This is a genomic window from Rhodococcus sp. MPR-R1B (assembly GCF_058793255.1).
On record NZ_JBXAFO010000007.1, the window covers coordinates 142,753 to 168,194 of the forward strand.

The following is a 25,442-nucleotide window of genomic DNA, read 5'->3' on the forward strand; positions in this document are numbered from 1 at the left end:
TTCTATGCATGCCTCGCAACATATATCGAAGGTGCCATCGGGCGATCGTCCTCGTTCAACCGAACCGTGATCGGTTCGTCGACCGGAAAGTGCGCGGGAAGTAGAAGCAGTCCCTCCGACGCGCAGCGTTCGAGAAGTTCGCGGCGGGTGACCCTGGCGATCTCGGGATCCGCGTCGCCGCCCTGACTGAGGTCCGGGTACAGAAACTGGATCGGATGGTGGACCACATCGCCGGAGATGACGGCGCCGCCGTCGGCAGTGCGAATCTCGATCACGATATGGCCCGGCGTGTGGCCGGGCGCGCTGCGAACGACGACGCGTGTGCCTTCGGACTCGACCAGGACGTGACCGTCGTCGACCGCCTCCCACTTCGCCCCGTCCAGAACGGGACGGACGCTGTCCTCGAAGGTCTGCGCCAGATCCGAGACCACTCCTTCGTGTGGACCGTCGGCGGCGAGTTGTTCGAGCGCGGCCAGTTCGGTGCGATCGAAAATGTAGGTCGCGCGGGGGAAGGTAGGCCGCCAGGTTTCGGCGTCGAGGGCGGTGTTCCAGCCACAGTGGTCAGGGTGCAGATGTGTGCTGACCACCAGATCGACGTCGTCGACGGACACACCGGTGGCTGCGAAGCGTGAGAGGTAGTCGGTGCCGAACATGTGATGCGGCAAGAGGTTCGGCCGGTGCTTGCTGTTGCCGTTGCCGGTGTCGACGACGACGGCCTTGCCGCCGATCTCCACCAGGTAGGTGTGGATGGCAAGCACGAGGTCACCACTACCCTCGTCGAAGAACTCCGGTGTCAGCCGCGCCGACGCTTCACTGATCTCGGCCTCACTCGCCTGGGGAAAGAGCTCTCGCGGCGGAAACGGCCAGTGCGCCAGCTCTGTCAGTTGGGTGACGCGCGCCGACCCGACGTCGATGGTGAAGCTCATCAGTGTTTGCCTTCCGAACAGCTCGATACCGCTTGTGGGCACACACAAAGGCACCCACCGAAATGCTCGGTGGGTGCCTGGTCGGTGTCAATGGTTTTCGACGCCGGTGATCAAAGACTCTTCGCGATGATGCCCTTCATCACTTCGTTGGCGCCGGCGTAGATCTTCTGGACGCGGGAGTCCTCGTACATGCGCGCGATCGGGTACTCACGCATGTAGCCGTATCCGCCGTAGAGCTGCACGCACCGGTCGACGACGGCGCATTGCTGCTCGGTGAGCCAGTACTTGACCATCGCGGCGTCTGCGCCGTCCAGCTCGCCGTTGAGGTGATCCTCGATGCAGTTGTCGAGGAAGACACGGCAGGTGCGTGCGATCGTCTGGCACTCGGCCAGCTCGAAGGCGGTGTTCTGGAACTCGAAGAGGCTGTGCCCGAACGCTTGACGCGCCTTGGTGTATGCGACGGTCTCCTCGACTGCACGCTCGATGGTGCCGATGGCCTGCGCGCCGATGATGAGGCGTTCCTGCACCAGCTGCGCCATCAACTGACCGAAGCCGAGCCCCTCGGACTCACCGAGGAGGTTCGAGACGGGAACGCGAACGTCGGTGAAGGACAGCTCCGACGTATCGGCGCCGTGCTGACCGACCTTGTCGAGCACGCGGCCGACCGCAAAGCCTTCGCAGTCACGAAGATCCACAATCAGGAGCGAGACACCCTTGGCGCCCGCCTTGGGGTCGGTCTTGACGGCAAGCACGATCATGTCTGCGCTGCCACCATTGGTGATGAAGGTCTTCGACCCGTTCACGACGTAGTGGTCACCGTCACGGATCGCGGACGTGGTGATTGCCTTGAGGTCGGAACCTGTTCCTGGCTCGGTCATTCCGATGGCGCCGAGGATTTCGCCTGTCGCCATACCTGGCAGCCAGGCCTTCTTCTGCTCTTCGCTTCCGTACTCGAGCACGTAGTGGGCGACGATGCCACTGTGCACGGAGTTACCGAGCGCATAGTCACCGCAGTAGCCCTGCGCCTCGAAGACAGCGAGATCGTGCGCGAAAGTTCCACCGCCCCCGCCGTATTCCTCGGGAATCGAGCAGCACAGCAGGCCGAGCTTGCCGGCTTCGAGCCACACGGACCGGTCGACGCGATGCTGTGCGTCCCACTGCTCACGCTTGGCGATCAGTTCACGATCGAAGAAACCGCGGGCCAGTTCGGCTACTGCGGTGATCTCGTCGTCGTGCCACGACGGCTTGCGCTTGGTCGCCATGATCAGACCCGCTTCAGCAGGGCAGCGAGTGCCTGACCGCCGCCGATGCACATGGTGACGATGCCGAATTCGAGGTCGCGGCGAACCATGTCGCGCGCGGCACGCAGGGTCAGGATGGCTCCGGTGGCGCCGACCGGGTGTCCGAGCGCGATCGCTCCGCCGTACGGGTTGGTCTTCTCCGGATCCAGGCCACTGTCACGGATGACGGCGATGGCCTGCGAAGCGAACGCCTCGTTGACCTCGGCGGTGCCGATGTCGGACGGCTTCAATCCTGTTTGTGCAAAGAGCTTTTCGAGAGCGAGCACGGGAGCGTAGCCCATCAGGCCGGGCTCCATGGCTGCCGTCGTGACGGTTTCGAGCGTGACCAGTCCGGTGAGACCGCGCTTGGCTGCCTCGGTGCCCGTCGCGAGGACGAGTGCGCCGGCACCGTCGTTGATGCCCGACGCGTTACCGGCGGTGACGGATCCGCCCTCTTCGAATGCGGGGCGCAGCTTGGCGAGGGTTTCGACGGTGGTTCCGGGCTTGGGATGCTCGTCCTCGGTGACGGTGACGGAGCGCCGACCACCGGTCTCGACGGGAGTGATTTCCTCGGCGAATGCCGCCTTCGCTGCGTCGGTAGCGGCGCGGCGCTGAGATTCGACGGCGAACTCGTCCTGCTGCTCGCGACTGACGCCGTACTTACGGGCGACGGCTTCGGCAGTGCGGCCCATGTGAGCCTTGCTGAACGGGTCGGTGAGCATCGCGACGGTGCCGTCGACGAGGCTGCGATCGCCGAGCTTGTAGCCCGAGCGGGCGGCGAAGTCGTAGAAGGGCATGCGAGACATGCTCTCGTCACCGCCGGCGAGCGTGATGGCAGCTGCGCCCCATCGCATCTGCATCGCCGCAGACCACACAGCCTGCAGGCCGCTGCCACAGAGGCGGTTGACGGTGTAGGCGGGGACGTTCTCGGGCAGTCCGGCGGCGATGCCGACGCGGCGTGCGTTGTAGGCGTCCGGGCCGACCTGGCCGATGCAGCCCATGACGACCTCGTCGATGTCTTCGGGCGCAACGCCGGCGCGGCTCAGCGCGGCCTTGGCTGCTGCGGCGCCCAACTCGTGCGCGGGTACGTCCTTGAAGACGCCGCCGAAGCTACCGACGGGGGTCCTGGCCCCGTCGACGATGACGATCGGTTCGGGTGTGGTCATGATTGTCCCCATCTGCTGTGCTCACGTCGATTTCTCTGTCCGTGGCCGATACTAGGACATCGAAGTATCTCGCAGATGGGGACGTTGGTGTCAGGGTGTGGGAGCGCTCTCGGCGACGGGCACGACCTCGGCGTCGGTGTCTTTGTGGTTCCGGTAGCGGTAGAGCCCGATACCCACGAGGATCGCTGCAAGTCCCAGGGACACGATCATCTGGCTGCGCGTCGAGTCCAGGGTGAGCATGCCGATGCAGAGCGCGATGATGGCGGCGATCGTGGCGTAGGTCAGGTACGGGAAGAACCACATCTTGAGTTCCAGCTCCTGGCCCGAAGCTTCGAGCTTGCGGCGGGTGCGCAGCTGGGACACCGAGATGACCAGCCAGACGAACAGCGCGATCGCACCGGAGGAGTTGACCAGGAACAGGAAGACCTTGTCCGGGGAGAGGTAGTTCATGCCGACGGTCAGGAAGCCGACGATCGTCGAGACCAGGACAGCGCGCATCGGGACGCCGGTCTTCTCGATACGTGAGAGCGACTTGGGGGCGTCGCCGCGGCCGGCGAGGGAGAAGATCATGCGGCTCGCGGTGTAGAGACCGGAGTTGAGGCAGGACAGAACCGACGTGAGGACGACGACGTCCATGATGTTGCCCGCGGCCGGAATGCCGTAGGAGTCCATGACGGCGACGTACGGGCTGAGTGCAACCGACGCGCTGTCCCAGGGAAGCAGAGTGACGACCACCGCGATCGAGCCGATGTAGAAGATGAGAATTCGCCAGACGACGGATTTGACGGCTGCGCGAACAGCTTCGAGCGGGTTGGCCGATTCACCGGCTGCGATCGTGGCGATTTCGGCCCCGAAGAACGAGAACACGACCACAAGGACTGCGGCGAGCATCGCTCCTGTTCCGTTCGGCAGGAAGCCGCCGTGACCGGTCAGGTTTGTCATTCCGGGTGCTTCGACGCCGGGCATCCATCCGCAGATCGCCACGATGCCCATGCCGAGGAACGCGATGATGGCGACGACCTTGATGGAGGCGAACCAGAACTCGAACTCGCCGAACGACTTGACCGAGATGATGTTGGTCAGCGTCAGCACGATCATCAGAATCAATGCCCAGGTCCACTGGGGAACCCCCGGAACCCAGCGATTCATGATGAGGGCACCGGCGGTGGCCTCGATGCCGAGCACGATGATCCAGAACCACGCGTACAGCCAGCCGATCGAGAAGCCCGCCCAGCGGCCGATGGCCTTGTCGGCGTACGAGGAGAACGAGCCGGTTTCCGGCGACGCTGCCGACATCTCACCGAGCATGCGCATCACGAGGATGACGACGACGCCGGCAAGCGCGTAGGAAATCAGGACACCGGGTCCCGTCTCCTGGATCGCCACACCGGAGCCGACGAACAGTCCGGCGCCGATGACGCCTGCGATCGCAATCATCGACAGATGCCGCTTCTTCAGCGTGTGCTGAAGTGCCGGCTGGTCTGTACTGGACATCAGTACTCCTTGTGGGCTGTTCGGAACGTGGATCTCGGTGGCGCTCTATCCGGAGCGCATTTTCGATAGCGCCAGTGTCGGACCTTCGGCAAGCTCGCGTCAGGCTCCACTTTGTACAAACGTGACCGCAGGCACTACAAAGTGGCGAGTTCGAGGTGTCAGACTGGACTCATGCCCATCACGCTCCGCCAGCTTTGTGCGACCGAACAGTTCGGCCTTCGCGTCCTGGCTGGGCACGACCAGCTCGATCGCACCCTGACCTGGGCACATGTCTCCGAACTTCCCGACCCGACGCCCTTCCTCGACGGCGGTGAACTACTACTCATCACCGGGGTGTCACTACCGACGACGGCCGCGGAAACGACCCGATTCGTACGGACCCTGGTGGCGGCCGGAATTGCCGGAATCGGTTTCGGAACCGGCCTCGGATACGAGCAGGCGCCACAGACTCTGGTGGATGCGGCAACCCGTTTCAGTGTGCCCCTTCTCGACGTCCCATTGCGAACACCTTTCATCGCCCTGACCAAAGCGGTGTCGAAGGCGCAATCCGACGACGACATGAAAGCGCTGCGCAGCAATTACCAGAGCCTGCGGCGACTGCTTCAAGCTGCGGTGACCGTCAACGGCACCCGGGCAGTCGTACGACGGGTGGCGGAATTGATCGGCGGATGGGCGGCTCTGCTGGACTCGGCCGGACATACCGTCGAGATCTCACACACCGCCGCGGCCGCCGGAATCGAGCGAACTGCCCCCGAGCGCGACGCCCGCCCGATGGAAGTCAGTTTCCTCACGAGTGAGAACGAGGACGTCATCTCCCATCCGCTGCTGACGTCGAGGGGAAAGCTGATGGGGTACCTCGTCGCCGGCTGCCCCGGCGCCGTCGGTTCACTGAATCAGGGCATCGTCATCGCAGCCGCGTCTCTGCTCACGTTGATGACGGCTCGAACCCGAGACGCACAGCTGACGATGAACCACCTTCGTACCGTTGCGATGCATCAGCTGTTCGAGGGACAGAATGCGCTCGCCCGCAACATCTCCGGGGAACTGTGGGGAGGATTTCCGGTCGAGCCTTTCCAGGTCTTCCACGTAGCGGGCCCGAGTGGCCTGCTCGAGAGCGTGTCCGTCTCACTGCTCGACGGTCTCAGCCGCGATCTGGCGTTCGGCATCACCGACGGTGCACTGATTGCCGTCGTCTCGGCTACCGACAGCGGGCGAATCCTCGCCCGTGTCAACGAAATCGACGTCACCGTCGGCGTGTCGGACATGCTGTGGTGGGACGATCTCTCGCGCGCCAGACGCCAAGCCGCGCAGGCAGCAGCCGAGGCCGGTGCCCGCAACCTGCCTTCGATGCGGTTCGCCGAACTCTCGGAGAGCGGATTGTCCGCATTTCTCGACCAGGATCGCTCGACGGCATTCGCGGCGGCACACTTGCGCCCGCTTCTGGAAGCGAAGGGCGGTAGCGATCTCTACCGGACCTTGGCCATGTGGTTGGCACACAACGGGGTGGGCGACGCCGCAGCCACAGCGCTGAATATTCATCGGCATACGTTGCGCAGCAGACTCGCTCGGATCGAGAGCCTTCTCCAGCTCGACCTCGGCTCCCCCACGGAACGTGCGGAGTTGTGGCTCGAGTACCGCCTGCTCGGCGACGCCCCGACCATCTGACCGACAACCAACGAACCCTGAACGACCTGAAGGGCCTCCGCCGGGTTACGGCAGAGACCCTTCAGAGTCGATACGTGCGAGTCGCTACCGACCGACCTTCCCCTAGCTTCCGCCCGTCGGTATCCACTCGCGGAGCACGTTGGCATCAACTACCTGCGCGCCCAAAACCTTTGTCCAGATGATGGTTCCGTTTTCGTAGACACGGAAAGTGCCTGCTTCGGAGGGCAACTGCATCTCCGGGCCGGCAGGAGCACCGAGAGAGCCGCTTTCACCGCCGAGCTCCCGATACTTCTTCTCGATCTGCGTCTCCGTAACCGTACCCGATGGATCGTCGGATGGCGAATTAGATTCCAGCACTGTCGATTCCGAATCCGGTGCCACTACCACACCCGCACCGTCACCGATGGTGAACCAGTCGGATTTCAGGCCGAGTTTCTGGCGGAACTGAATTCCGGTGGCGCCAACAGTTGCATCTGTTCCGACTACCTCGACTGCCGTCACTCGCCCGCCGTCGGTACCGAATCCGTTGCGCGAGAGAATCTTGAGCGATTGCAGCTCACCAACATCGAAGGCGTCCGCAATCTGCCCTGCGGTCAGATTCACTGTCCAGTCATGATTCGGGGAAAGGGCGTCACCGAGATCCTCGACGGCCGGGAATTCACCGCCGGAGCTGTAACCTCCTGTGGACGAGGAGAATTCGGTGGCAACGATCTTGCCGTCACGCGACAGAACGGCGCCGGCGGTGGACCGGACGGCTTCGGTGGTGCGGGGATCTTCCTTGCCCGCTCCGCCGTAGACCTGGCAGTCCTGAGTGTCGCAGGTGTCGGCGTACGAGCTGCGATGCTCGGTCGCAGCGTACGAGCGTGCTGCCACGGCTTGCGCCCGTAGCGCTTCGGCCCCACCGGAATCGGCCCATTCGGCCTTCGCTTCGACCGGCACCACGCCGAGCAGGTAGTCCTCCATGTCGAGGAGATTGACTGTCCGAGCCGAGCCGTTGTCGAGCACTACGCCGAGGGCGCCTCGATAGGGCGCGTCGTTGTTGCACAGCTTCAGGAACTGGTCGGCGGGTCGATCAGGACCGAGGTCCACCGGGTCCACCCACGGATGGTCGGTGACCGCTTCCCAGACAACCCCGCCACCACACCCGCTGGTGACCACTACCTGCGCACCGCCACCGGGCAGTGCAGTGAGATGGGCAGCCTCGCCGGGCGCGGTGCGCTGACCGTTGACCACGAGGCCGGCGTCGGAGTAGACGTCGAGCGTCGAGTTGTCCTGGGCCGTGAGCCGCACACTCATCTGGGCAGGCGGCATCGAGTCCAGGACGGTTCCCCCGTAGTAGTGACTGAGGATTCGCTCGCCGGACCAGCCGTCGTTCTTGGCGTAGCCGTAAGCGCCCCACTGGCCCATTCCACGGCCATGTCCGTTGCCGTGCCCGGAGAGCGTGAATTGCGTGTCGGCAGCGACGGCGTGCAGGATCGACGGCTCGTCAGCGCGGATTTGCGTGAAACCTCCGATCGCGACGCCGAGCGCAAGAGCCGGAACGAGACCGAGGACCGAGATCCGCATCAGCGAGGTTCGCCTCCCGGGTCCGCCCACCAGAAAGCGACCTGCGCGACCGGACACAGGCTTCTTACCTGCAGTTCCGCTTCTTCCGCTTCTCGCCATCAATGCTCTCCTCATCGCTACCGGCCTCACGAGTCCGCGAAGTCGGTACTTCGCGCGCAGGCCAGTCCACAACGATTTAACTAAAGTCTCACCCTAAGGTTGAGCGTTATGGACTTTTGTGACTAGTGTGGCAAGAGTGTTTGGAGTTAGCAACACCAGTCACACGAGTCACATCAGCATCACGAGTTGCAGACGTACGCGTCCGAAAACTGGAGTTCAACCCCAGAACATGGCATCCGACCTGCTCGGATCCGGTTTTGAAGGATTCCGTTCACGGCCGTCATCGGCCCTGAAGTTCGCTCGCAAGTAACTACAACCGAGGAGTAATCCCTTGCCACACCGTCGACCGAAGCCCTCGCTCGTACTCGGGGCTGTAGCCGCAGTGGCTGTCGCAAGTCCTTTTGCGGTCTACGGCTTCACGAGCACTACGTCCGATGTACGTTCCGCGAACGAGACGACGTCAGTAGCAGTGCCGACCCAGATCGCAGAGGTGCTCCTCGCGTCGGTGCCCGACATCATCATTCCGGTCAAGGAGCTGACCGGTCTCGATCTCCCCGACATCAACCTCGGTGATCTGAGAAACCTCAAGCTCCCGACCGAAATCCCGCTACCTCCCGGGATCACGCTGCCGACCGAGCTGTTCCCGGCACCCGCTGCTCCCGGCGCCCCGACCGAAACCGCTCCGGTTCCTTCCGAGGAAGAGCCAGGTGCCGTGGTCAAGGAAGTCACCCGCGACACTCCGTTCAGCATGGTCGCGTTGACCTCGGACACCATCGCCTCGGCGCAGTCCAAGGTCCGCGCCCTGGCCGAAGACGGCACCTGGGGCCCGTGGTTCACCCCTGACGCCATCGACTCCGCCAGCTCGGATCAGGCCACCAACTCCGGTACCGCCACCGAACCGGTCTTCGTCGGCGCGACCAAGTCCATCCAGATCCTCACGCCGCAGGGTGCCGCTGCTCCCGCAGCCGAGGTTGTGCCGGCCCCGGCTCCGGAAGCTGCCCCCGCGCCCGCTCCGGAAGCTGCCCCCGCTGAAGCACCCGCAGCCACCGGCGAACTCGGGTACACACCCGCTTCGGTGTCCAAGCCGCTTCGCCAGGTGACGACGGCAGCAGATGCCGTCACCGCCGTGTTGATCGACCCGGGTGCCAGCGAGGCAGACAGCAATCTGCAGGCCGTCGCAGCGCCGCTCGGCGGCAGCGGACCGTCCGTCATCACCCGTGCTCAGTGGGGAGCAGACGAGTCACTTCGCTGCGACTCCCCCACGTACGACGACTTCATCGGTGGCGCGACCGTTCACCACACCGCAGGTAGCAACAACTACACGAAGGCCGAATCGGCCGGCATCGTCCGCTCGATCTACGCCTACCACGCACAGACGCTCGGCTGGTGCGACGTCGGATACAACGTCCTCGTCGACAAGTACGGTCAGACCTTCGAAGGCCGCGCAGGCGGACTCGACAAGGCAGTTCAGGGTGCACACGCGGGTGGATTCAACGAGAACACCACCGGTATCGCGATGATGGGCGACTACTCCACCGTCGAGCCTTCGCAGGCGACGCTCAACGCCGTCGGCAAGTTCCTCGGTTGGAAGCTCGGCATGGCCGGACTCGATCCCAAGGGCCGAACGACGATGTACTCCGAGGGCACCGAGTTCACGCCGTACCCGCAGGGCGCAGCAGTCGATCTGCCGATCATCTTCGCCCACCGCGACGTCGGAAACACCGCGTGCCCGGGTGATGCCGCATACGCGCACATGAACGACATCCGGAACATCGCGGCCGCGAACATCGGGGGAACGTTGAACCCCTCGAACCCTTCCAATCCGTCGACGCCTGCGCCCAAGCCGACCACTCCGGTCGACACGGTCACCGGTGGCACCGGTTCGTCGATCCCGGATCTGGTCACCCAGATTCTGCAGATCACCGACAATTCACCGCTCGCGCAGAAGTGGATCGCCGAAGGTGGCGAGATCGGACGCCTCGGCCAGGCACTGTCCGGAATTCTGCAGGCGAAGCTCGGCAACCAGGGTGCGCTGTTCCAGAACGGCGCTGTCTACACCTCGCCGAACGGCGGAGTGTTCACCGTGCTCGGCGAGATCTTCAAGTCGTGGCAGAGTTTCGGTTCCGACGCGGGTGAACTGGGATTGCCGATCTCGGACGAGTACTCGATCCCGGACGGCCTGCGCAGTGACTTCGAGAACGGTTCGCTGATCTTCAACCAGATCACCGGCATGGTCACGAAGGTCCTCAAGACCTACAACGAGACCTTTGCCCAGGAAATGGCCAACAGCGCGCCTGTCGGCTGACACTCGAGCAGTACACGTCCTCGGGCGCTGGTGGGTTCTACGACCACCAGCGCTCGAGGACTTTTGCGACCCCGTGCGCCGAATTGGTGTCGGTGACCTCGTCGGCTGCGGCTTTGGCTTCGGGGTGAGCGTTGCCCATGGCAACGCCGAGGCGTGCCATCCCCAGCATCGGGATGTCGTTGGGCATGTCCCCGAAGGCAACCAGACCCGACAGGTCGAAGCCGAACCTCTCCGCGGCAGCAACCAGGCCCGACGCCTTCGTGATTCCCGGCGCCGAGAGTTCGATCAGTCCGTTCTCGGTGGAGTACGTCATGTCGGCGAGCGCACCGACGTGCGGAGCGAGCGTGTCGTACATCGCCGTGCTGGTCATGCCTGGACGGCGAATCAGGAGTTTGACGGCCGGCGCCGCAAGCACTTCGTCCTCGGACATCTCGGTGTTGTCCGGGTTGAGCCAGGCGTGTTCGTAATCTGGTGAGCTGACGAACTGTGGGGTGGCGGCGTCATGTGCGCTCTCCCCCACTCGTTCCGCGGCCAAACCTGCGCCCGGGAGTGCAACCAGTGCCAGCTCGGAGAGTTCGGTGAGTGCGTCGACCGACAAGGTCGCGGCGCTGAGGACGCGGTCGGCGTAGCTGTCGTAGACAACGGCACCGTTTGCGCAGACGGCGAGTGGCGCGTATCCCAAGCCCTCGACGACGGGCGAAATCCATCGCGGAGGACGCCCGGTTGCCAGCAGGAACGGCGTGCCGGATTCGACGACGGCATGCACGGCGGCGCGGGTGCGGGCACTGACCAACTCGTCGTGATCGATGAGGGTGCCGTCGACATCGGTCGCAACCAAGGTTGGGCGGTCAGGGCTGATACGACGGTCTGGGCTCACACCGCCATTGTGCCTGCCCGGTACGACGGTCTCGCTCAGCGCGCCCGCTTCGCGCGTTCCTGTGCGTCCATGGCCGCAGCTTCCTCCGGCGTCGGTGCGCCACCGCCGAGTCGGCGCGGCACCCAGTACGCCCCGGGCTCGTGCACGAACCCGTCCTGCACGTGGCGCAGGATTGCATCCATCTCGATGCGCAGAATCTCGCTCAACGCTTCGGCGGGCTCGACCGGATCGATCGGTGCACCCACCTCCACCGAGATCGGGAAATGATTGCGGCCCAGATTTTTCGGTCCGCCCTTGGTGACGATCCGCTGGGCGCCCCAGACGATCAGCGGAATTATCGGAACGCCGGCGTCGATGGCCATCCGAGCTGCTCCGGATTTCATTTCCTTGATCTCGAAGCTCCGGCTGATAGTCGCCTCCGGGTAGACGCCCACCAGTTCGCCCCGTTTCAGGGCGTCGACTCCGGCTCGATACGCCTGCGCTCCGGCAGAGCGATCGACTTCGATGACGCCGCATCCACGCATGAGGAAGCCGAGGACCTTGTTGTCCGCCAACTCGGCCTTTGCCATCACCCTGAGCTTGCGTTTCGCGGTACCGACCGCCAGGGCCGCCGGTATGAAATCGAGGTAGCTCGTGTGGTTGATCGCGATGACGGCGCCACCGGACACCGGGACGTTCTCAGTCCCGGTGCGGGTGACTTTCACGCCCTGGAAACCGCTCAGACCACGCGCGACTACCTCGACGGCGGTGTAAACGGGTTCGAAGGGCATGGGTCAGCCTTCGGACTTCCGCGCCTCGCGAGCCTTGGCTTTCGCCTCGGCCTCATCGGCATCCATCTTGTCGGCCTGCTCGAGCGTCGGCGCGCTGCCACCGAGGCGGGCCGGCACCCAGTACTCGCCGGCGGGATGGTCGTAGCTCTTCTGCAGATCGAGCAGCAACTCCTGCATCGTCGACCGCAGCTTCGCCGTCAGCTCACTCGCCGGCTCGAAAGGTGCAATCGGCTCGCCGACGGCAATGGAGATGGGAGTGTTGGTGCGGCCCAAACGCTTCGGATAACCCTTCGTCCACACGCGCTGAGCGCCCCAGATGACGACGGGAACGATCGGGACGCCCGCCTCGATCGCCATCCGGGCGGCGCCGGACTTGAATTCCTTGATCTCGAAGCTCCGACTGATCGTGGCTTCGGGGTACACGCCCACCAATTCGCCGCGCTTCAGGAAATCTACGGCCGCCTTGTAGGAGTCGGCGCCCGCGCCGCGGTCGACCGGGATGTGCTTGAGGGCCCGCATGATCGGTCCGGAGATCTTGTTGTCGAAGACCTCTTTCTTGGCCATGAACCGGATGTAGCGCTTCGGGGTCCGTGCCGGCAGTCCCGCATACGTGAAGTCCATGTACCCGGTGTGGTTGATCGCGATCACGGCGCCACCGGACGCCGGGATGTTCTGCTCTCCCTTGACGGAGAACTTCAGGCCCTCGAAAGCGAAGACGGTACGGGCGATGCCGATGACTGTTCTGTAAACGGGATCCACAGTTCGCTAGCGTAGACGGGAATCCGTGATCTGACCCGCAGCAGTTCTGGGGTGGATGTTGGTCAGAATGTCGCAAAAGGGGCGTACGAACGAATGAAGTCGGCAGGACGAGCGGCAGTGGGGGCAGTCGCACTCGCCATGACGTTGGCGATAACCGCATGTGAGGACGACGGACGGACGGGAATCCTGACGGACGAACCGTCTCCGCCGACGACTGAAACCACGACGACAACCACTCTCGCACCCACGACGACAATTGCGCCCGCTGCGCCGGTCGCGCCACCTCCGGTTGGTGACGTGCCCGGCAATCCGGCTGCTGCGCCGGCCTTGGCAGCTTGGGCAACGGACCTGGTGTCCTTGGACGTGGACGCGCTCACGAACGCATGCTGGACGATGCCGCCCACAACGATCGCCGACCGATACTCGGATGTTCCCGCCATCTTGACGGCCATCGCCGCACCAGGCGTCGACGGCCAGTACGCGGTCACCTGGAGCGGCGGCGGACTCTCCGTCGCCGCCAAGCGCTCGGAGATCGCTTCCGGCTATGCGTGCCCGTTCGTCTTCCCTGCGGGGCAATCAAACTTCTACACCGCGGCCGACGCTTCCCACGCCGTCGTCAGGTTTCTCTCACGCGCCACGGGACGGCCGGTCAATACCCGCGACGTCGAGACGTTCTATCCACTGATCTGCCCCGGCAACAGCCCGTGGGATCCGGACGGCACCGGCGCAACCGGCCAGCCGCCTCTCAAGCTCGATCCGAATCAGCTGGCCGGTATCAAGTCTTTCGACGCCGACGCTGCAACAGTCACTCCGGTTCGCGGCGACTACGTCCGTGTCACCCTGCCCGTCAGCGACGGAACCGGTAACTCGCGCTCGATGCAGTTCACCCTGTCGATCGGCCCCGAGGGATATTGCCTCGGGGCCGCGACCTGAACTGCTTCGGTCAGGAACCGAACGGAAGGAAATCGCTCGAGCCAGCGCTTCCTGAACCGAGGCTGCCCGTGCCACCGCCGGTTGCAGCCTTGATCTGAATTGCGTGGGCCGTCGAGGTGGATCCTGTGAATCCGGTTGCCCCGCTGTAGATTGCCGAAATCGAATGCGTGCCGGTTGTGGTGAAGGTGTGGTTCAGCGCCGCGATCCCGTTGACCACTGCAACAGCGTCACCGATCGGAGTATCCCCATCCATGAACTGCACCGTTCCACCGTTCTGCACCGAACTGACAGTCGCCGACAGCGTCACCGACTTGTTCACCACAGCATCGGCAGGCGCCGTCACCACAGTCTCCGTGGTGACATCCGAAGGCGCAGGGTCCGTTACATTCACCGTCCGCGCCTGGGCCGAGGATCCGACTACACCGGCTCCTCCCGAATAGACCGCAGTGATGCTGTGCGCACCCGCAGAGGTAAACGAATGCGTCAGGCCGGCAGCGCCGGCCGTAACCGCTTCAGGACCGCCGATCGCGACGCCACCGTCGTAGAACTGCACGGTTCCGACGCCGACAGCATCATCCGACGACGTTCGGACGGTTGCCCACAAGTCGGTCGCCACACCAGTTTTGGCGTCGGTCGGGATATTCAGTTCGACGACGGATTCCTGGTCGGCAACACTGACCTGAACTGACTTCGCACTCGCAACCGAGTTCTTGAATCCGGAACCAGCGGTGAAATCCGCGGTAATGCTCTGCGCGCCAGCGGCATCGAAGGAATGTGAGAGGGTCGCGGTACCACCGGACACTGTGACCGGAGAACCGATCGCCGCACCGTTCGACTTGAACTGCACCGTACCGACAGCATTGTTCGGAGCAACCGTCGCGGTCAGATCAACCGCCGCACCCGTAACCGCCGTAGCCGGAACCGACAGCGACGTCGTCGTCACCACATCCACCGGAGCCGGATCCGACACCGTCACCGTCTGAGCCGACGCCGACGAGCTGACAAACCCTGCACCGCCGGTGAAGTCAGCCGTAACACTCTGAGCACCAGCAGCATCGAACGCATGACTCAATGTCGCAACACCGCCAGTCACCGTCACCGGGGAACCGATTGCAGTGCCGTTCGACTTGAACTGCACCGTACCGACAGCATTGTTCGGAGCCACGGTAGCGCTCAGATCAACCGCCGTACCCGTGACCGCCGTCGGGGGAACCGAGAGCGACGTCGTGGTCTCGACATCGACCGGAGCCGGATCGGACACCGTCACCGTCTGAGCCGATGCCGACGAGCTGACGAACCCTCCACCAGCGGTGAAGTCAGCCGTAACACTCTGAGCACCAGCAGCATCGAACGCATGGCTCAATGTCGCAACACCGCCAGTCACCGTCACCGGTGAACCGATCGCCGTGCCATTCGACTTGAACTGCACCGAACCGACAGCATTGTTCGGAGCAACCGTCGCCGTCAGATCAACCGCAGTACCCGTGACGGCAGTCGCCGGAACCGAGAGTGAGGTCGTGGTCTGGACATCCACCGGAGCCGGATCCGACACCGTCACCGTCTGAGCCGACGCCGACGAACTCACAAACCCTGCACCGGCAGTGAAGTCAGCCGTAACACTCTGCGCACCAGCAGCATCGAATGCATGCGACAGCGTCGCAACACCGCCAGCCACCGTGACCGGAGTGCCGATTGCAATGCCGTTCGACTTGAACTGCACCGAACCCACAGCATTCGAGGGAGCCACCGTCGCCGTCAGATCAACCGCAGTACCCGTGACGGCAGTCGCCGGAACCGAGAGCGCCGTCGTCGTCACCACATCCACCGGAGCCGGATCAGAGACCGTCACCGTCTGAGCCGACGCCGACGAACTCACAAACCCTGCACCAGCAGTGAAGTCAGCCGTAACACTCTGAGCACCAGCAGTATCGAACGTATGGCTCAATGTCGCAACACCGCCAGTCACCGTCACCGGGGAACCGATCGCCGTGCCGTTCGACTTGAACTGCACCGTGCCAACAGCATTGTTCGGAGCAACCGTCGCGCTCAGATCAACCGCCGTACCCGTGACCGCCGTCGGGGGAACCGAGAGCGACGTCGTGGTCTCGACATCGACCGGAGCCGGATCGGACACCGTCACCGTCTGAGCCGATGCCGACGAGCTGACAAAGCCAGCACCGGCGGTGAAGTCAGCCGTAACACTCTGAGCGCCAGCAGCATCGAACGCATGGCTCAGAGTCGCAACACCGCCACTCACCGTGACCGGGGAACCGATCGCCGTGCCGTTCGACTTGAACTGGACCGTACCGACAGCGTTGTTCGGAGCAACGGTAGCGGTCAGATCAACAGCCGCACCCGTGATTGCCGTCGGGGGAACCGAGAGTGACGTCGTGGTCTCGACATCCACTGGAGCCGGATCAGAAACGGTCACCGTCTGAGCCGACGCCGAGGAACTCACAAACCCTGCACCGGCAGTGAAGTCAGCGGTAACACTTTGTGCACCAGCAGCATCGAACGCATGACTCAATGTCGCAACACCGCCAGCCACCGTGACCGGAGTGCCGATCGCAGTGCCGTTCGACTTGAACTGCACCGTACCGACAGCATTGTTCGGAGCAACCGTCGCGCTCAGATCAACCGCCGTACCCGTGACCGCCGTCGGGGGAACCGAGAGCGACGTCGTGGTCTCGACATCGACCGGAGCCGGATCAGAGACCGTCACCGTCTGAGCCGATGCCGACGAGCTGACAAAGCCAGCACCAGCGGTGAAGTCAGCGGTAACACTCTGCGCACCAGCAGCATCGAACGCATGACTCAATGTCGCAACACCACCACTCACCGTGACCGGGGAACCGATTGCAGTGCCGTTCGACTTGAACTGCACCGAACCGACAGCATTGCTCGGAGCCACGGTAGCGGTCAGATCAATCGCCGTACCCGTGACGGCAGTCGCCGGAACCGAGAGCGCCGTCGTCGTCACCACATCCACCGGAGCCGGATCAGAGACCGTCACCGTCTGAGCCGACGCCGACGAGCTGACAAACCCAGCACCGGCGGTGAAGTCAGCCGTAACACTCTGAGCACCAGCAATATCGAACACGTGCGACAGAGTCGCAACACCCGCGGAGACTGTCATCGGTGAACCAATGGCCGCGCCGTTCGACTTGAACTGCACCGAACCCACAGCGTTGCTCGGAGCAACGGTAGCGGTCAGATCAACCGCAGTACCCGCAATCGCCGTCGCGGGAACCGACAACGACGTCGTCGTCTGCACATCCACCGGAACGGGGTTCGAGACCGCCACGTTCGCGGCGGCGGATGTCGAACTCGCGTACGCCACCGCACTTGGCGTAAATACCGCTGTCACGGAGCGTGAGCCAACGGATCCAAAAGAGTGAGCCAATGTGGCCACACCACCACTGACGGTGACAGGGGACCCGATATTGCTGCCGTTGTCCTTGAACTGGACAGCCCCCGGCACGTTGTTGGGCCCGACTGTCGCCGTCAGGTCTACCGACGAGCCCACCGTCGCGGTGGCCGGCACAGACAGCGTAGTGGTGGTGTCACGCTTGGCAACCGTCACCGACGGTCCCATGGTGGAATGATCTTCGGAGACTCCGAAACCACTGCTGCCCATCACGGTGCCCCTGGCTGTGACGCCACCACCGAGTGCACCGAACGCGCAGGAATCCGTGACGAGGTACGTCACGCTGAGTGTCCACGGATTGTTTCCGTTGACCAGCCAGCCGGCATTGGTCACAGTGACTGACGTTCCCGTGACGGACGACGGAGTGATCGACGACGTAGACCCTCGCGTCAGTTTCGCAGAGCCCGTTTCGTACGTCAGGCAGGCGGGGTGTACATCGACGAAGGTGTTGATGTACCCGTCGATACCGGACTTGGTGAGGGCAGTTGTGTACGTGATCTTGTCACCGAGATACACGGTGTCGACGTTGGAACTGCGCGTGAACCGGTACTTGCCCTCGGAGACGGTTGCCGTCGCAGCAGAGGAGACGGTAGCCGAGATGGAACCGACCGTCAGCAACGCCACTGAAGCGACGCCGACGAGGGCTATGCCACGGCGAATCAGGTTACGCGACATGGAAACTTCTCCAACCTGAATCGCAGAACTGTTGATGTGACATAGCTACTCCCGTCGACGGTATTCGAATACTGCAGATGCTGTGACCAGGTCAGGAACCGAACGGAAGAGACTCCAATGATCCCGTTCCGAGCGAACCGGTACCGCCGTTGCCACCGTCACCGGGCGCCGCGTTGACCTGGACGGTGCGGACATCGGACGTGGACCCCGTGAATCCGGCTGCGCCACTGTAAATCGCCTTGATCGAGTGGACACCGGTCGTCGTGAATGTGTGGTTGAGGGCAGCGATCCCGTTGATTACCGCCACAGCCTCACCGATCGGCGTATCCCCGTCCATGAACTGCACGGTTCCCCCGTTCTGCACCGAGGTGACAGTGGCGGAGAGAGTTACCGACTTGTTGACGGTCGAACTGCCGGGAACGGTTATTCCTGTGGCTGTTGCGATGTCGGACGGAGCCGGAGCGGTGACGTTCACCGTGCGTGCCAGTGCCGTTGACCCGATGATTCCCGACCCGCCTGAATACACCGCGGTGATGGTGTGAGGTCCCGTGGTCGTGAACGTGTAGGACAAGCCGGCAGCGCCAGCCGTCACAGCTTCCGGACCACCGATCGCAACGCCGCCGTCGAAGAACTGCACGGTGCCTTCTCCGACAATTCCGTCAGTCGACGTCCGGACGCTCGCCCACAGGTCCGTTTCCACACCGGTTTTCGCTTCGCCGGGCACGCTGAGCAATGTCACGGAACCCTGATCGGCAACACTCACCTGGACGGACTGAGCACTGGATGTCGATCCGTTCACCCCGTTATTTCCCGAGAACACCGCCGTGATGTCGTGCGAGCCGGCCGCGGTGAAGGTGTGGCTGAGCGTCGCTGAACCATTCGTCACCGCAATCGCACCGCCGATGTTCGTACCGCCATCCTTGAATTGCACCGTTCCACCGTTGCCTGCGGGCGACACAGCGGCTTTGAGGTCGACGGCGTTTCCGGTATTGGCACTGGGCGGAACAGTCACGGTAGTCGCCGAGTCAACTGCTGCAGTCGACACAGTCACGGTCTTGGGTGCCGAGATCGAGCCGCCGAATTCTGCACCGCCGGAGTACACGGCCGAGATGCTGTGTGCACCGTTGGTGGTGAACTGATGTGAGAATGTCGCCGATCCGTTGACTACGGCTACTGCACTCCCGATGTTCGCCGCGCCGTCTTTGAACTGGATGGTTCCCGAGCTTGGTGTCGGCGAGACCACCGCAGTCAGATCGACTGCTGCACTGGTCGAGGCAGCGACCGGAGCACTGAGCACTGTGGTCGTGTTCTGTTGAACGAGAGCCACTGTGACGGTCGAAATTTGGGAATTCGACGCACCGAAGCCTGCGACGCCTGAGTATTCGGCAGTGATGTCATGTGTGCCGGTAGCGGTGAACGTGTGGGAGACAGCGGCAATTCCGCCACTCACTGCCACCGGGCCACCGATCGCCACTCCACCGTCCTTGAACTGGACGGTTCCACCGTTGGGTTGCGGGTTCACGGTTGCCGTCAATGTGACGACGGCGTCCTTGTTCGCGGTGGGAGGCACCTGGAGTGTCGTGGTCGTGTCTTGCGTGGCACTCGAGATCTCGATTGTCTGCGCCTCGGCGGTCGAACCGTCGAAACCTGCAGTGCCGGAATAGACTGCGGTGATCGAATGCGCGCCGGTTGTGGTGAAAGTGTGGCCGAGCTTCGCTGCTCCGGCCGTCACCGGAATCGCACCTCCGATGTCGATCCCACCGTCCTTGAACTGCACCGTTCCACCGTCGGTTGCCGGTGAGATGTATGCGTTCAACTCGACGGAGGTCTGCTCGACAGCGCTCGCCGGCACGGTGACCGACGTACTCGTATGTTCATTGGGTGCCGCGACGTTCACCGTCTGTGCCGACGACGTGGATCCGAGAAACTCGAGAACCCCGTCGTATGCGGCGGTTATGGAATGGCTCCCCGCTGTTGTGAAGGTATGCGGCAGTGTGGCAACACCATTGACGATGGTGACGGGAGTACCGATGTCGGTTCCACCGTCCTTGAACTGAATGGTGCCGCTGGTCGGCGCCGGCGAGACCTGCGCTACCAGGTCCGTCGACTGGCCGACGGTGGCCGTCGTTCCGGATGTGAGGGTTGTTGTCGTGCCCACCTGTGTGACGACGTTGACAGTGGCCAGCGCCTGACCACCGGCATTCAATCCACCATTGTTCGAATCACGCGGCGAGCAGTTGTACCGCTCCCAGTACCCCGGCCACAACGTCTCGTACTGCAGGAACGTGAACGCGTTTTTCGGTGAATTGAACGAGCCCGAATCACCGTCGGTTGCACGCAACTTCGGCTGCACCGTGCTGCCGGCGGCACCGGCAACCACCGTCACATCGATCGCCGGCAACCGGAAGGTACTCCCCGCAGCGACCTCGATTCCGCCGTCGCTGTTCTTGCTCGAGCTCGGGCCGTTGCTGCCCTTGTTGTTCGAGTCAGCAGTCTGGTTGTTCCCCGAAATACGTAGATGCGTACCCGCACCATCCGGCGAACCGCCGTCGTTGATCCGAATCACCGACGGAGCCACACCTGACAGATTCGACGATGAACCTGTCACCACTCGCGCATCCACGAAGGACACACCCGAAGGAATGTCGAAGTCGTACTTCAGTCGTGTCCACTTACCGACACTGCGACCCGCATGGCCACCTGTCGGCACTGACATCGCATTCGGTTGCACCCGGTACGTGAAGGTCGACCCTGCCACTACCTTCTCCGGCGCCGACACCGTCACACCCGTCGAATGAAACACATCCGAGATGTCAACGGCCAAATGCTCGTAGCCGTCACACCCCAACTTGAAGTCGACGCTCTTCTCCACGGGCGGCGACGACGACGGAGCCGCCGAAGCAACACCACCGGCCACCAATACACCGCCGACCAACGCCGCCACCACAACCGCGGAACTTCTTCTCACAGACACGAATACTCCTCAGCTAGCAACGCACGAAGGTCAGGAACCGAACGGAAGAAAATCACTGGATCCGCCGCCACCGTTGCCGGTCGAGGCCTTCTCGACGAGGACGGAAGTAGCCGCCGACGTCGAGCCGGAGAATCCGGCAGCACCGCTGTAGACAGCGGTAATCGGGTGAGCACCCACCTTGTCGAAGGTATGCCCCATGGTGGCAACGCCGTTGACCAGTACAACTGCTTGACCGATTGGTGTGTCGCCATCCATGAACTGCACGGTTCCACCTGCGGTCTCCGAGGCGATGACGTTGGTGCTCAACGAAATTTGCGAACCCACCGTGACTGTGCCGGGTACTGATATGACGGTGGCGGTCGAGATGTCCGACGCAGTCGCCTGCGACACGTTGATCGAACGTGCCTGCGCTGCCGAGCCGTTACGGCCTTCGGATCCGCTGTAGGTCGCAACGATCTCGTGTGCACCCGTAGTGGAGAAAGTATGTGTCAGCTTGGCGACTCCGTCGAATACGAACACCGGTGCACCCAGACTGACCCCTCCGTCGGAGAACTGAACGGTTCCACCGGTCGAAACAGGCTGCCCACTCGGCAATTCGAACACCGAAGCCCAAAGGTCGGTGGCGGCGCCGGTCTTTGCTTCGCCGGGAACACTGAGCAGAGTGGCGGTGCCGAGATCCGCGAGACTGACCTCCACGGTGCCCAGGGCGGACGTGGAACCGTCGAATCCGACAGCGCCGCTGAACGCAGCGGCAATATCGTGAGACCCGGAATTCGTGAAGACGTGGCTGAGCGTCGCGACACCATCGACCACGTTGACCGGATATCCGATAGGCGAGCCCGCGTTCGTGAACTGGACGGTGCCACCGGAAGGCTTCGGTTCAACCGATGCCTTCAGATCTACGGCACCGCCGGTCCGGGCGGTCGCCGGGACGGTCACCGTTGTCGACGTAGCCACATCGGAGGACGTCACCTCGATGCTCTGCGCCGTCGAAACCGATCCTGCGGATGTCGGATCACCGGAATAGAGCGCAGTGATCGCGTGCGTTCCAGCCGTCGTGAAGGAATGGGTGACGACAGCTACACCGTTGTCGACGGCAACCGGATCGCCGAGCGGCACTCCCGCGTCGGCGAACTGAACGGTGCCACCCGCTGGTGCGGGATTGATCGTCGCGCGCAACTCGACCGGGTTCCGAGTCGATGCCGATTCCGGCACGGTGACTACCGTCGTGGTGCCGGAGATTCCGTCATCGATCGTGATCGTCTTCGGTAGCGACGTCGAGGCTGTGAAGCCCGCCGCTCCCGAGTAGATCGCGGTGACCGAATGACTGCCTGCCGAATCGAAACTGTGGGTAAGGTTTGCTGTCCCTCCGACGAGTTCGACAGGGGCACCGATATCGACTCCACCGTCCTTGAACTGAATCGTTCCGCCAGTGGGCGTCGGGAAGACTGATGCGGACAGCGCTACTTGGTCACCGGTCGCAGCCGACCCGGAAAGGTTGACGAATGTTGTCGTCACCGAATCTGCTGCTGCGACTCCGACGATCTGTGGAGTTGACGTCGAGCCGGCAAATTCGGTTGTTCCGCTGTAGATCGCAGTTATCGAGTGCTGTCCGGGAGTTGTGAAGGAGGTGGTCAGCTTGACCTGGGCGGAGGTAACCTGCTGCGGCGCACCGAGATTGTTCGATCCGTCCTTGAACTGAACCGTGCCACCCGTCGGTGTCGGTGAGATTGTTGCGCTCAAGTCCACTGGCACGTTGATCGCCGAATTCTCGGGCGCGGTGACTGCAACCGATGTCGCAGTGCGTGCGGACTGGACCTTGATCACCTTGGGCGCCGATGTCGATCCGGAGACTCCGGATACGCCGCTGTATTCGGCAGTGACGCTGTGGTCGCCGGCCGTCGTGAACGTGTGTGGAAGCGCGGCGGTGCCGTTGACAACCGCGACCGGTCCACCGATCAGGTTGTCTCCGTCCTTGAACTGAACCGTGCCACCGGATGTTCCACCGGAAACGCCTGCAGTCAGGGTTATCTCGGTGCCTACGTATGTCGAGGCCGGTAGGTTGAGCTGTGTGGTCGAGGGTGCATCAGCACTCGATACTGCGATGGTCGCCAGCGCGCCTGCGCCACGATTGAGCCCCGATCCCGTTCCGTCCCGCGGAGAACACTTGGTCGGCGCCCACTGGGTTCCACCGAGAAAAGTTGCTTTGGCGAGCTGGGTACTGAAATTCTCGCTTGCGTTGTAACTTCCGGCGCTGCCGGACGTCCGCACCTTCGGAGTGATGGCCGTCCCGGCGGTGCCTGCGACGACGGTTACCTCGACGGCCGGCATCTGGAACCAACTGTCCCCGTTGCTGTTGGACGATCCGTCCAGATTCTTCTTGAGCTTGGGAGCACGGATTCCCCCTTCGCTGTTGGTGCTGTTCGAAGTGCCGTTGGCGATGACTTCGTTGTTGCCCGACAACCGAAGCAGAGGCCCTGCCGAATCGGCTGAACCCGACGTGTTGATCCTCAGCACGCCTGCCGGAACCCCATCGAGGTTCTTACCCGTGTTCGGCAGCACCGCGGCCTGAACGAATGTCGTGTTGTTCGGAATCTCGAAATCGAACTTCAACCTCGACAGATTGCTGGTAGTCGCACCGGAATCACTGTCCGGGTATGAAGCCGGGCCCGGCTGAATCGTGAATGTAAATGTCTCTCCGGATACCACTGTGGTCGGCGCATTGACGATGACGGAATCGTCTTTGGTCTTGTCGACGTTGATGGTCGCCGATGCGCGGCACGTACTTTTGAACGAGGTCGTGGTGGTCTGCGCAGCGGCCTGCCCACCACCTATAAGCAGCATCCCGGCCACCAGGGCAGCGCCGGTCAGGGGCGCGGCACAGTGCCGGAGCGTCGAGATGTGCATTGGTTCTTCTCTCGGAATACTCGAACAGAGCGAAAATCAGAATTGAAGCTGGACGCCCGTACAGTACCCGTCAAAAGTAGTACTTGTATCAGTTTTTTCGGACAAATACCGACAAAAAATCACGAATTGCCGATAGTTCCGCTAACGACCAATCATCGATTTGCGAAGAGTGATGCCCCTTGCGCCTGTGGGGCACAAGGGGCATCACATCATCGGAGAATCAGGAACCGAACGGCAGCGACAACGATCCGAGCGAACCGAAGTCACCGCCCCCGTTGCCGACGTTCACAACCGATGCAGTCGACGTGGAACCCGTGACACCCTGGGCGCCGCTGTAGACCGCGGTGATCGAATGGTTGCCGGTCGTGGTGAAGGTGTGGCTCAACACAGCCTGCCCACCGACAACATCAACGGCAGTTCCGATCGGAGTCGTTCCGTCGAAGAACTGGACGGTTCCCGACGTCGCGCCGGAAGAACTGACCACAGCCTTCAGCTGCACCGCCGTGCCGACCTTTGCCGAGGACGGAGCCGTCAACGACGTAGAGCTTTCGACATCCGACGGGGTCGGAACCGTGACATTGACGTCGACAGACTCCGCAGTGGACGACGTGAACACACCGGATCCACTGAATACAGCCGAGACTGCAAAGGTGCCTTCTGCTCCGAATACGTGCGGCAGCTTGGCAACTCCGTCCACAACCGCGACCGGGGCACCCAGATCGACTCCACCGATCTTGAACTGGACCGTTCCGCCGGAAGGCACCAGGGCGTCCGAGGGATCCTCGGACACTGTCGCGAAGAGATCAACAGGCAGTCCGACCTTGGCTTCACCCTGAACACTCAGCACCGTCTTTGTCGCCTTGTCGACCGGAGCCGGATCAGAGACCGTCACCGTCTGAGCCGACGCCGACGAGCTGACAAAGCCAGCACCGGCGGTGAAGTCAGCCGTAACACTCTGAGCGCCAGCAGCATCGAACGCATGGCTCAGAGTCGCAACACCACCAGTCACCGTGACCGGGGAACCGATCGCCGTGCCGTTCGACTTGAACTGCACCGTACCGACAGCATTGTTCGGAGCAACGGTAGCGGTCAGATCAACCGCAGTACCCGTGACCGCCGTCGGGGGAACCGAGAGTGACGTCGTGGTCTCGACATCCACTGGAGCCGGATCAGAAACGGTCACCGTCTGAGCCGACGCCGACGAGCTGACAAAGCCAGCACCCGCGGTGAAGTCAGCGGTAACACTTTGTGCACCAGCAGCATCGAACGCATGCGACAGAGTCGCAACACCACCAGTCACCGTGACCGGAGAACCGATCGCAGTGCCGTTCGACTTGAACTGCACCGTACCGACAGCATTGTTCGGAGCAACCGTCGCGCTCAGATCAACCGCCGTACCCGTGACCGCCGTCGGGGGAACCGAGAGCGACGTCGTGGTCTCGACATCGACCGGAGCCGGATCGGACACCGTCACCGTCTGAGCCGATGCCGACGAGCTGACGAACCCTCCACCAGCGGTGAAGTCAGCCGTAACACTCTGCGCACCAGCAACATCGAACGCATGGCTCAATGTCGCAACACCCGCGGAGACTGCCACCGGAGTGCCGATCGCCGTGCCG

15 protein-coding genes are annotated in these 25,442 nt (G+C 63.0%); 3 read left to right on the forward strand and 12 right to left on the reverse strand.

Annotation, left to right across the window (positions count from 1 at the left end; all coding sequences use genetic code 11):
- Positions 1-2: 2 nt before the first annotated feature.
- The 4 genes from AC1Q61_RS12460 to AC1Q61_RS12475 form a co-directional block, all read right to left on the reverse strand.
- Entirely contained in the window at positions 3-926 is a 924-nt protein-coding gene (locus tag AC1Q61_RS12460) for an MBL fold metallo-hydrolase (RefSeq protein WP_051649534.1), read from the reverse strand.
- Positions 927-1,036: 110 nt separating this feature from the next.
- The gene (locus AC1Q61_RS12465; RefSeq protein ID WP_007731824.1) at positions 1,037-2,188 is read right to left on the reverse strand and encodes an acyl-CoA dehydrogenase family protein; all 1,152 of its coding nucleotides are present in this window, start codon (positions 2,186-2,188) and stop codon (positions 1,037-1,039) included.
- A 2-nt stretch (positions 2,189-2,190) separates the two neighbouring features.
- Positions 2,191-3,372, reverse strand: coding sequence for a thiolase family protein (locus tag AC1Q61_RS12470; RefSeq protein WP_007731825.1), 1,182 nt, complete (start codon positions 3,370-3,372; stop codon positions 2,191-2,193).
- A 90-nt stretch (positions 3,373-3,462) separates the two neighbouring features.
- Positions 3,463-4,866: an amino acid permease gene (locus tag AC1Q61_RS12475; RefSeq protein ID WP_007731826.1), complete on the reverse strand. Its 1,404-nt coding sequence runs from the start codon at positions 4,864-4,866 to the stop codon at positions 3,463-3,465.
- Between the two features lie 171 nt (positions 4,867-5,037).
- Here AC1Q61_RS12475 and AC1Q61_RS12480 point away from each other — a divergent pair, with 171 nt between their 5' ends.
- A complete protein-coding gene (locus AC1Q61_RS12480; RefSeq protein WP_003943944.1) occupies positions 5,038-6,531 on the forward strand; it encodes a PucR family transcriptional regulator in 1,494 nt (497 codons plus the stop codon).
- 102 nt (positions 6,532-6,633) lie between these two features.
- Here the strand turns inward: AC1Q61_RS12480 and AC1Q61_RS12485 are convergent, their stop codons facing one another.
- Entirely contained in the window at positions 6,634-8,196 is a 1,563-nt protein-coding gene (locus tag AC1Q61_RS12485) for a SpoIID/LytB domain-containing protein (protein ID WP_042921230.1), read from the reverse strand.
- Positions 8,197-8,527: 331 nt separating this feature from the next.
- On the opposite strand from AC1Q61_RS12485, the gene AC1Q61_RS12490 reads away from it, so the two are divergent.
- The gene (locus tag AC1Q61_RS12490) at positions 8,528-10,501 is read left to right on the forward strand and encodes an N-acetylmuramoyl-L-alanine amidase (RefSeq protein ID WP_003943924.1); all 1,974 of its coding nucleotides are present in this window, start codon (positions 8,528-8,530) and stop codon (positions 10,499-10,501) included.
- 37 nt (positions 10,502-10,538) lie between these two features.
- Here AC1Q61_RS12490 and AC1Q61_RS12495 read toward each other — a convergent pair whose 3' ends face one another.
- From AC1Q61_RS12495 to AC1Q61_RS12505, 3 genes are read right to left on the reverse strand one after another with little or no spacing between them, the layout of a single operon-like run.
- Positions 10,539-11,360, reverse strand: coding sequence for a Cof-type HAD-IIB family hydrolase (locus tag AC1Q61_RS12495; RefSeq protein ID WP_037131235.1), 822 nt, complete (start codon positions 11,358-11,360; stop codon positions 10,539-10,541).
- A gap of 53 nt (positions 11,361-11,413) precedes the next feature.
- A complete protein-coding gene (locus AC1Q61_RS12500; protein WP_042921231.1) occupies positions 11,414-12,148 on the reverse strand; it encodes a lysophospholipid acyltransferase family protein in 735 nt (244 codons plus the stop codon).
- A gap of 3 nt (positions 12,149-12,151) precedes the next feature.
- Positions 12,152-12,907 carry a lysophospholipid acyltransferase family protein gene (locus AC1Q61_RS12505; RefSeq protein ID WP_042921233.1) on the reverse strand — a complete coding sequence of 252 codons (756 nt, stop codon included), beginning with the start codon at positions 12,905-12,907 and terminating at the stop codon, positions 12,152-12,154.
- A gap of 93 nt (positions 12,908-13,000) precedes the next feature.
- Here AC1Q61_RS12505 and AC1Q61_RS12510 point away from each other — a divergent pair, with 93 nt between their 5' ends.
- Positions 13,001-13,840: a hypothetical protein gene (locus tag AC1Q61_RS12510; RefSeq protein ID WP_042921235.1), complete on the forward strand. Its 840-nt coding sequence runs from the start codon at positions 13,001-13,003 to the stop codon at positions 13,838-13,840.
- Between the two features lie 10 nt (positions 13,841-13,850).
- On the opposite strand, the gene AC1Q61_RS12515 is transcribed toward AC1Q61_RS12510, so the two are convergent.
- The 4 genes from AC1Q61_RS12515 to AC1Q61_RS12530 all read right to left on the reverse strand — a co-directional run.
- The gene (locus AC1Q61_RS12515) at positions 13,851-17,942 is read right to left on the reverse strand and encodes a beta strand repeat-containing protein (protein ID WP_492650898.1); all 4,092 of its coding nucleotides are present in this window, start codon (positions 17,940-17,942) and stop codon (positions 13,851-13,853) included.
- Between the two features lie 91 nt (positions 17,943-18,033).
- Positions 18,034-20,916 (reverse strand): beta strand repeat-containing protein, encoded by a 2,883-nt coding sequence (locus tag AC1Q61_RS12520; protein WP_492650897.1) that lies wholly within the window; start codon positions 20,914-20,916, stop codon positions 18,034-18,036.
- A gap of 30 nt (positions 20,917-20,946) precedes the next feature.
- Entirely contained in the window at positions 20,947-23,823 is a 2,877-nt protein-coding gene (locus AC1Q61_RS12525) for a beta strand repeat-containing protein (RefSeq protein ID WP_492650896.1), read from the reverse strand.
- A 220-nt stretch (positions 23,824-24,043) separates the two neighbouring features.
- Positions 24,044-25,442, reverse strand: a 1,399-nt coding sequence (locus tag AC1Q61_RS12530) for an Ig-like domain-containing protein (protein WP_492650895.1), incomplete at its 5' end; no start/stop codon positions are given.

Coding starts and splice junctions, on each gene's coding strand:
- AC1Q61_RS12480 (WP_003943944.1), top strand. CDS start 5,038: ATGCCCATCACGCTCCGCCAGCTTTGTGCGACCGAACAGTTCGGCCTT.
- AC1Q61_RS12515 (WP_492650898.1), bottom strand. CDS start 17,942: ATGTCGCGTAACCTGATTCGCCGTGGCATAGCCCTCGTCGGCGTCGCT.
- AC1Q61_RS12510 (WP_042921235.1), top strand. CDS start 13,001: ATGAAGTCGGCAGGACGAGCGGCAGTGGGGGCAGTCGCACTCGCCATG.
- AC1Q61_RS12485 (WP_042921230.1), bottom strand. CDS start 8,196: ATGGCGAGAAGCGGAAGAAGCGGAACTGCAGGTAAGAAGCCTGTGTCC.
- AC1Q61_RS12460 (WP_051649534.1), bottom strand. CDS start 926: ATGAGCTTCACCATCGACGTCGGGTCGGCGCGCGTCACCCAACTGACA.
- AC1Q61_RS12470 (WP_007731825.1), bottom strand. CDS start 3,372: ATGACCACACCCGAACCGATCGTCATCGTCGACGGGGCCAGGACCCCC.
- AC1Q61_RS12465 (WP_007731824.1), bottom strand. CDS start 2,188: ATGGCGACCAAGCGCAAGCCGTCGTGGCACGACGACGAGATCACCGCA.
- AC1Q61_RS12475 (WP_007731826.1), bottom strand. CDS start 4,866: ATGTCCAGTACAGACCAGCCGGCACTTCAGCACACGCTGAAGAAGCGG.
- AC1Q61_RS12525 (WP_492650896.1), bottom strand. CDS start 23,823: ATGCACATCTCGACGCTCCGGCACTGTGCCGCGCCCCTGACCGGCGCT.
- AC1Q61_RS12500 (WP_042921231.1), bottom strand. CDS start 12,148: ATGCCCTTCGAACCCGTTTACACCGCCGTCGAGGTAGTCGCGCGTGGT.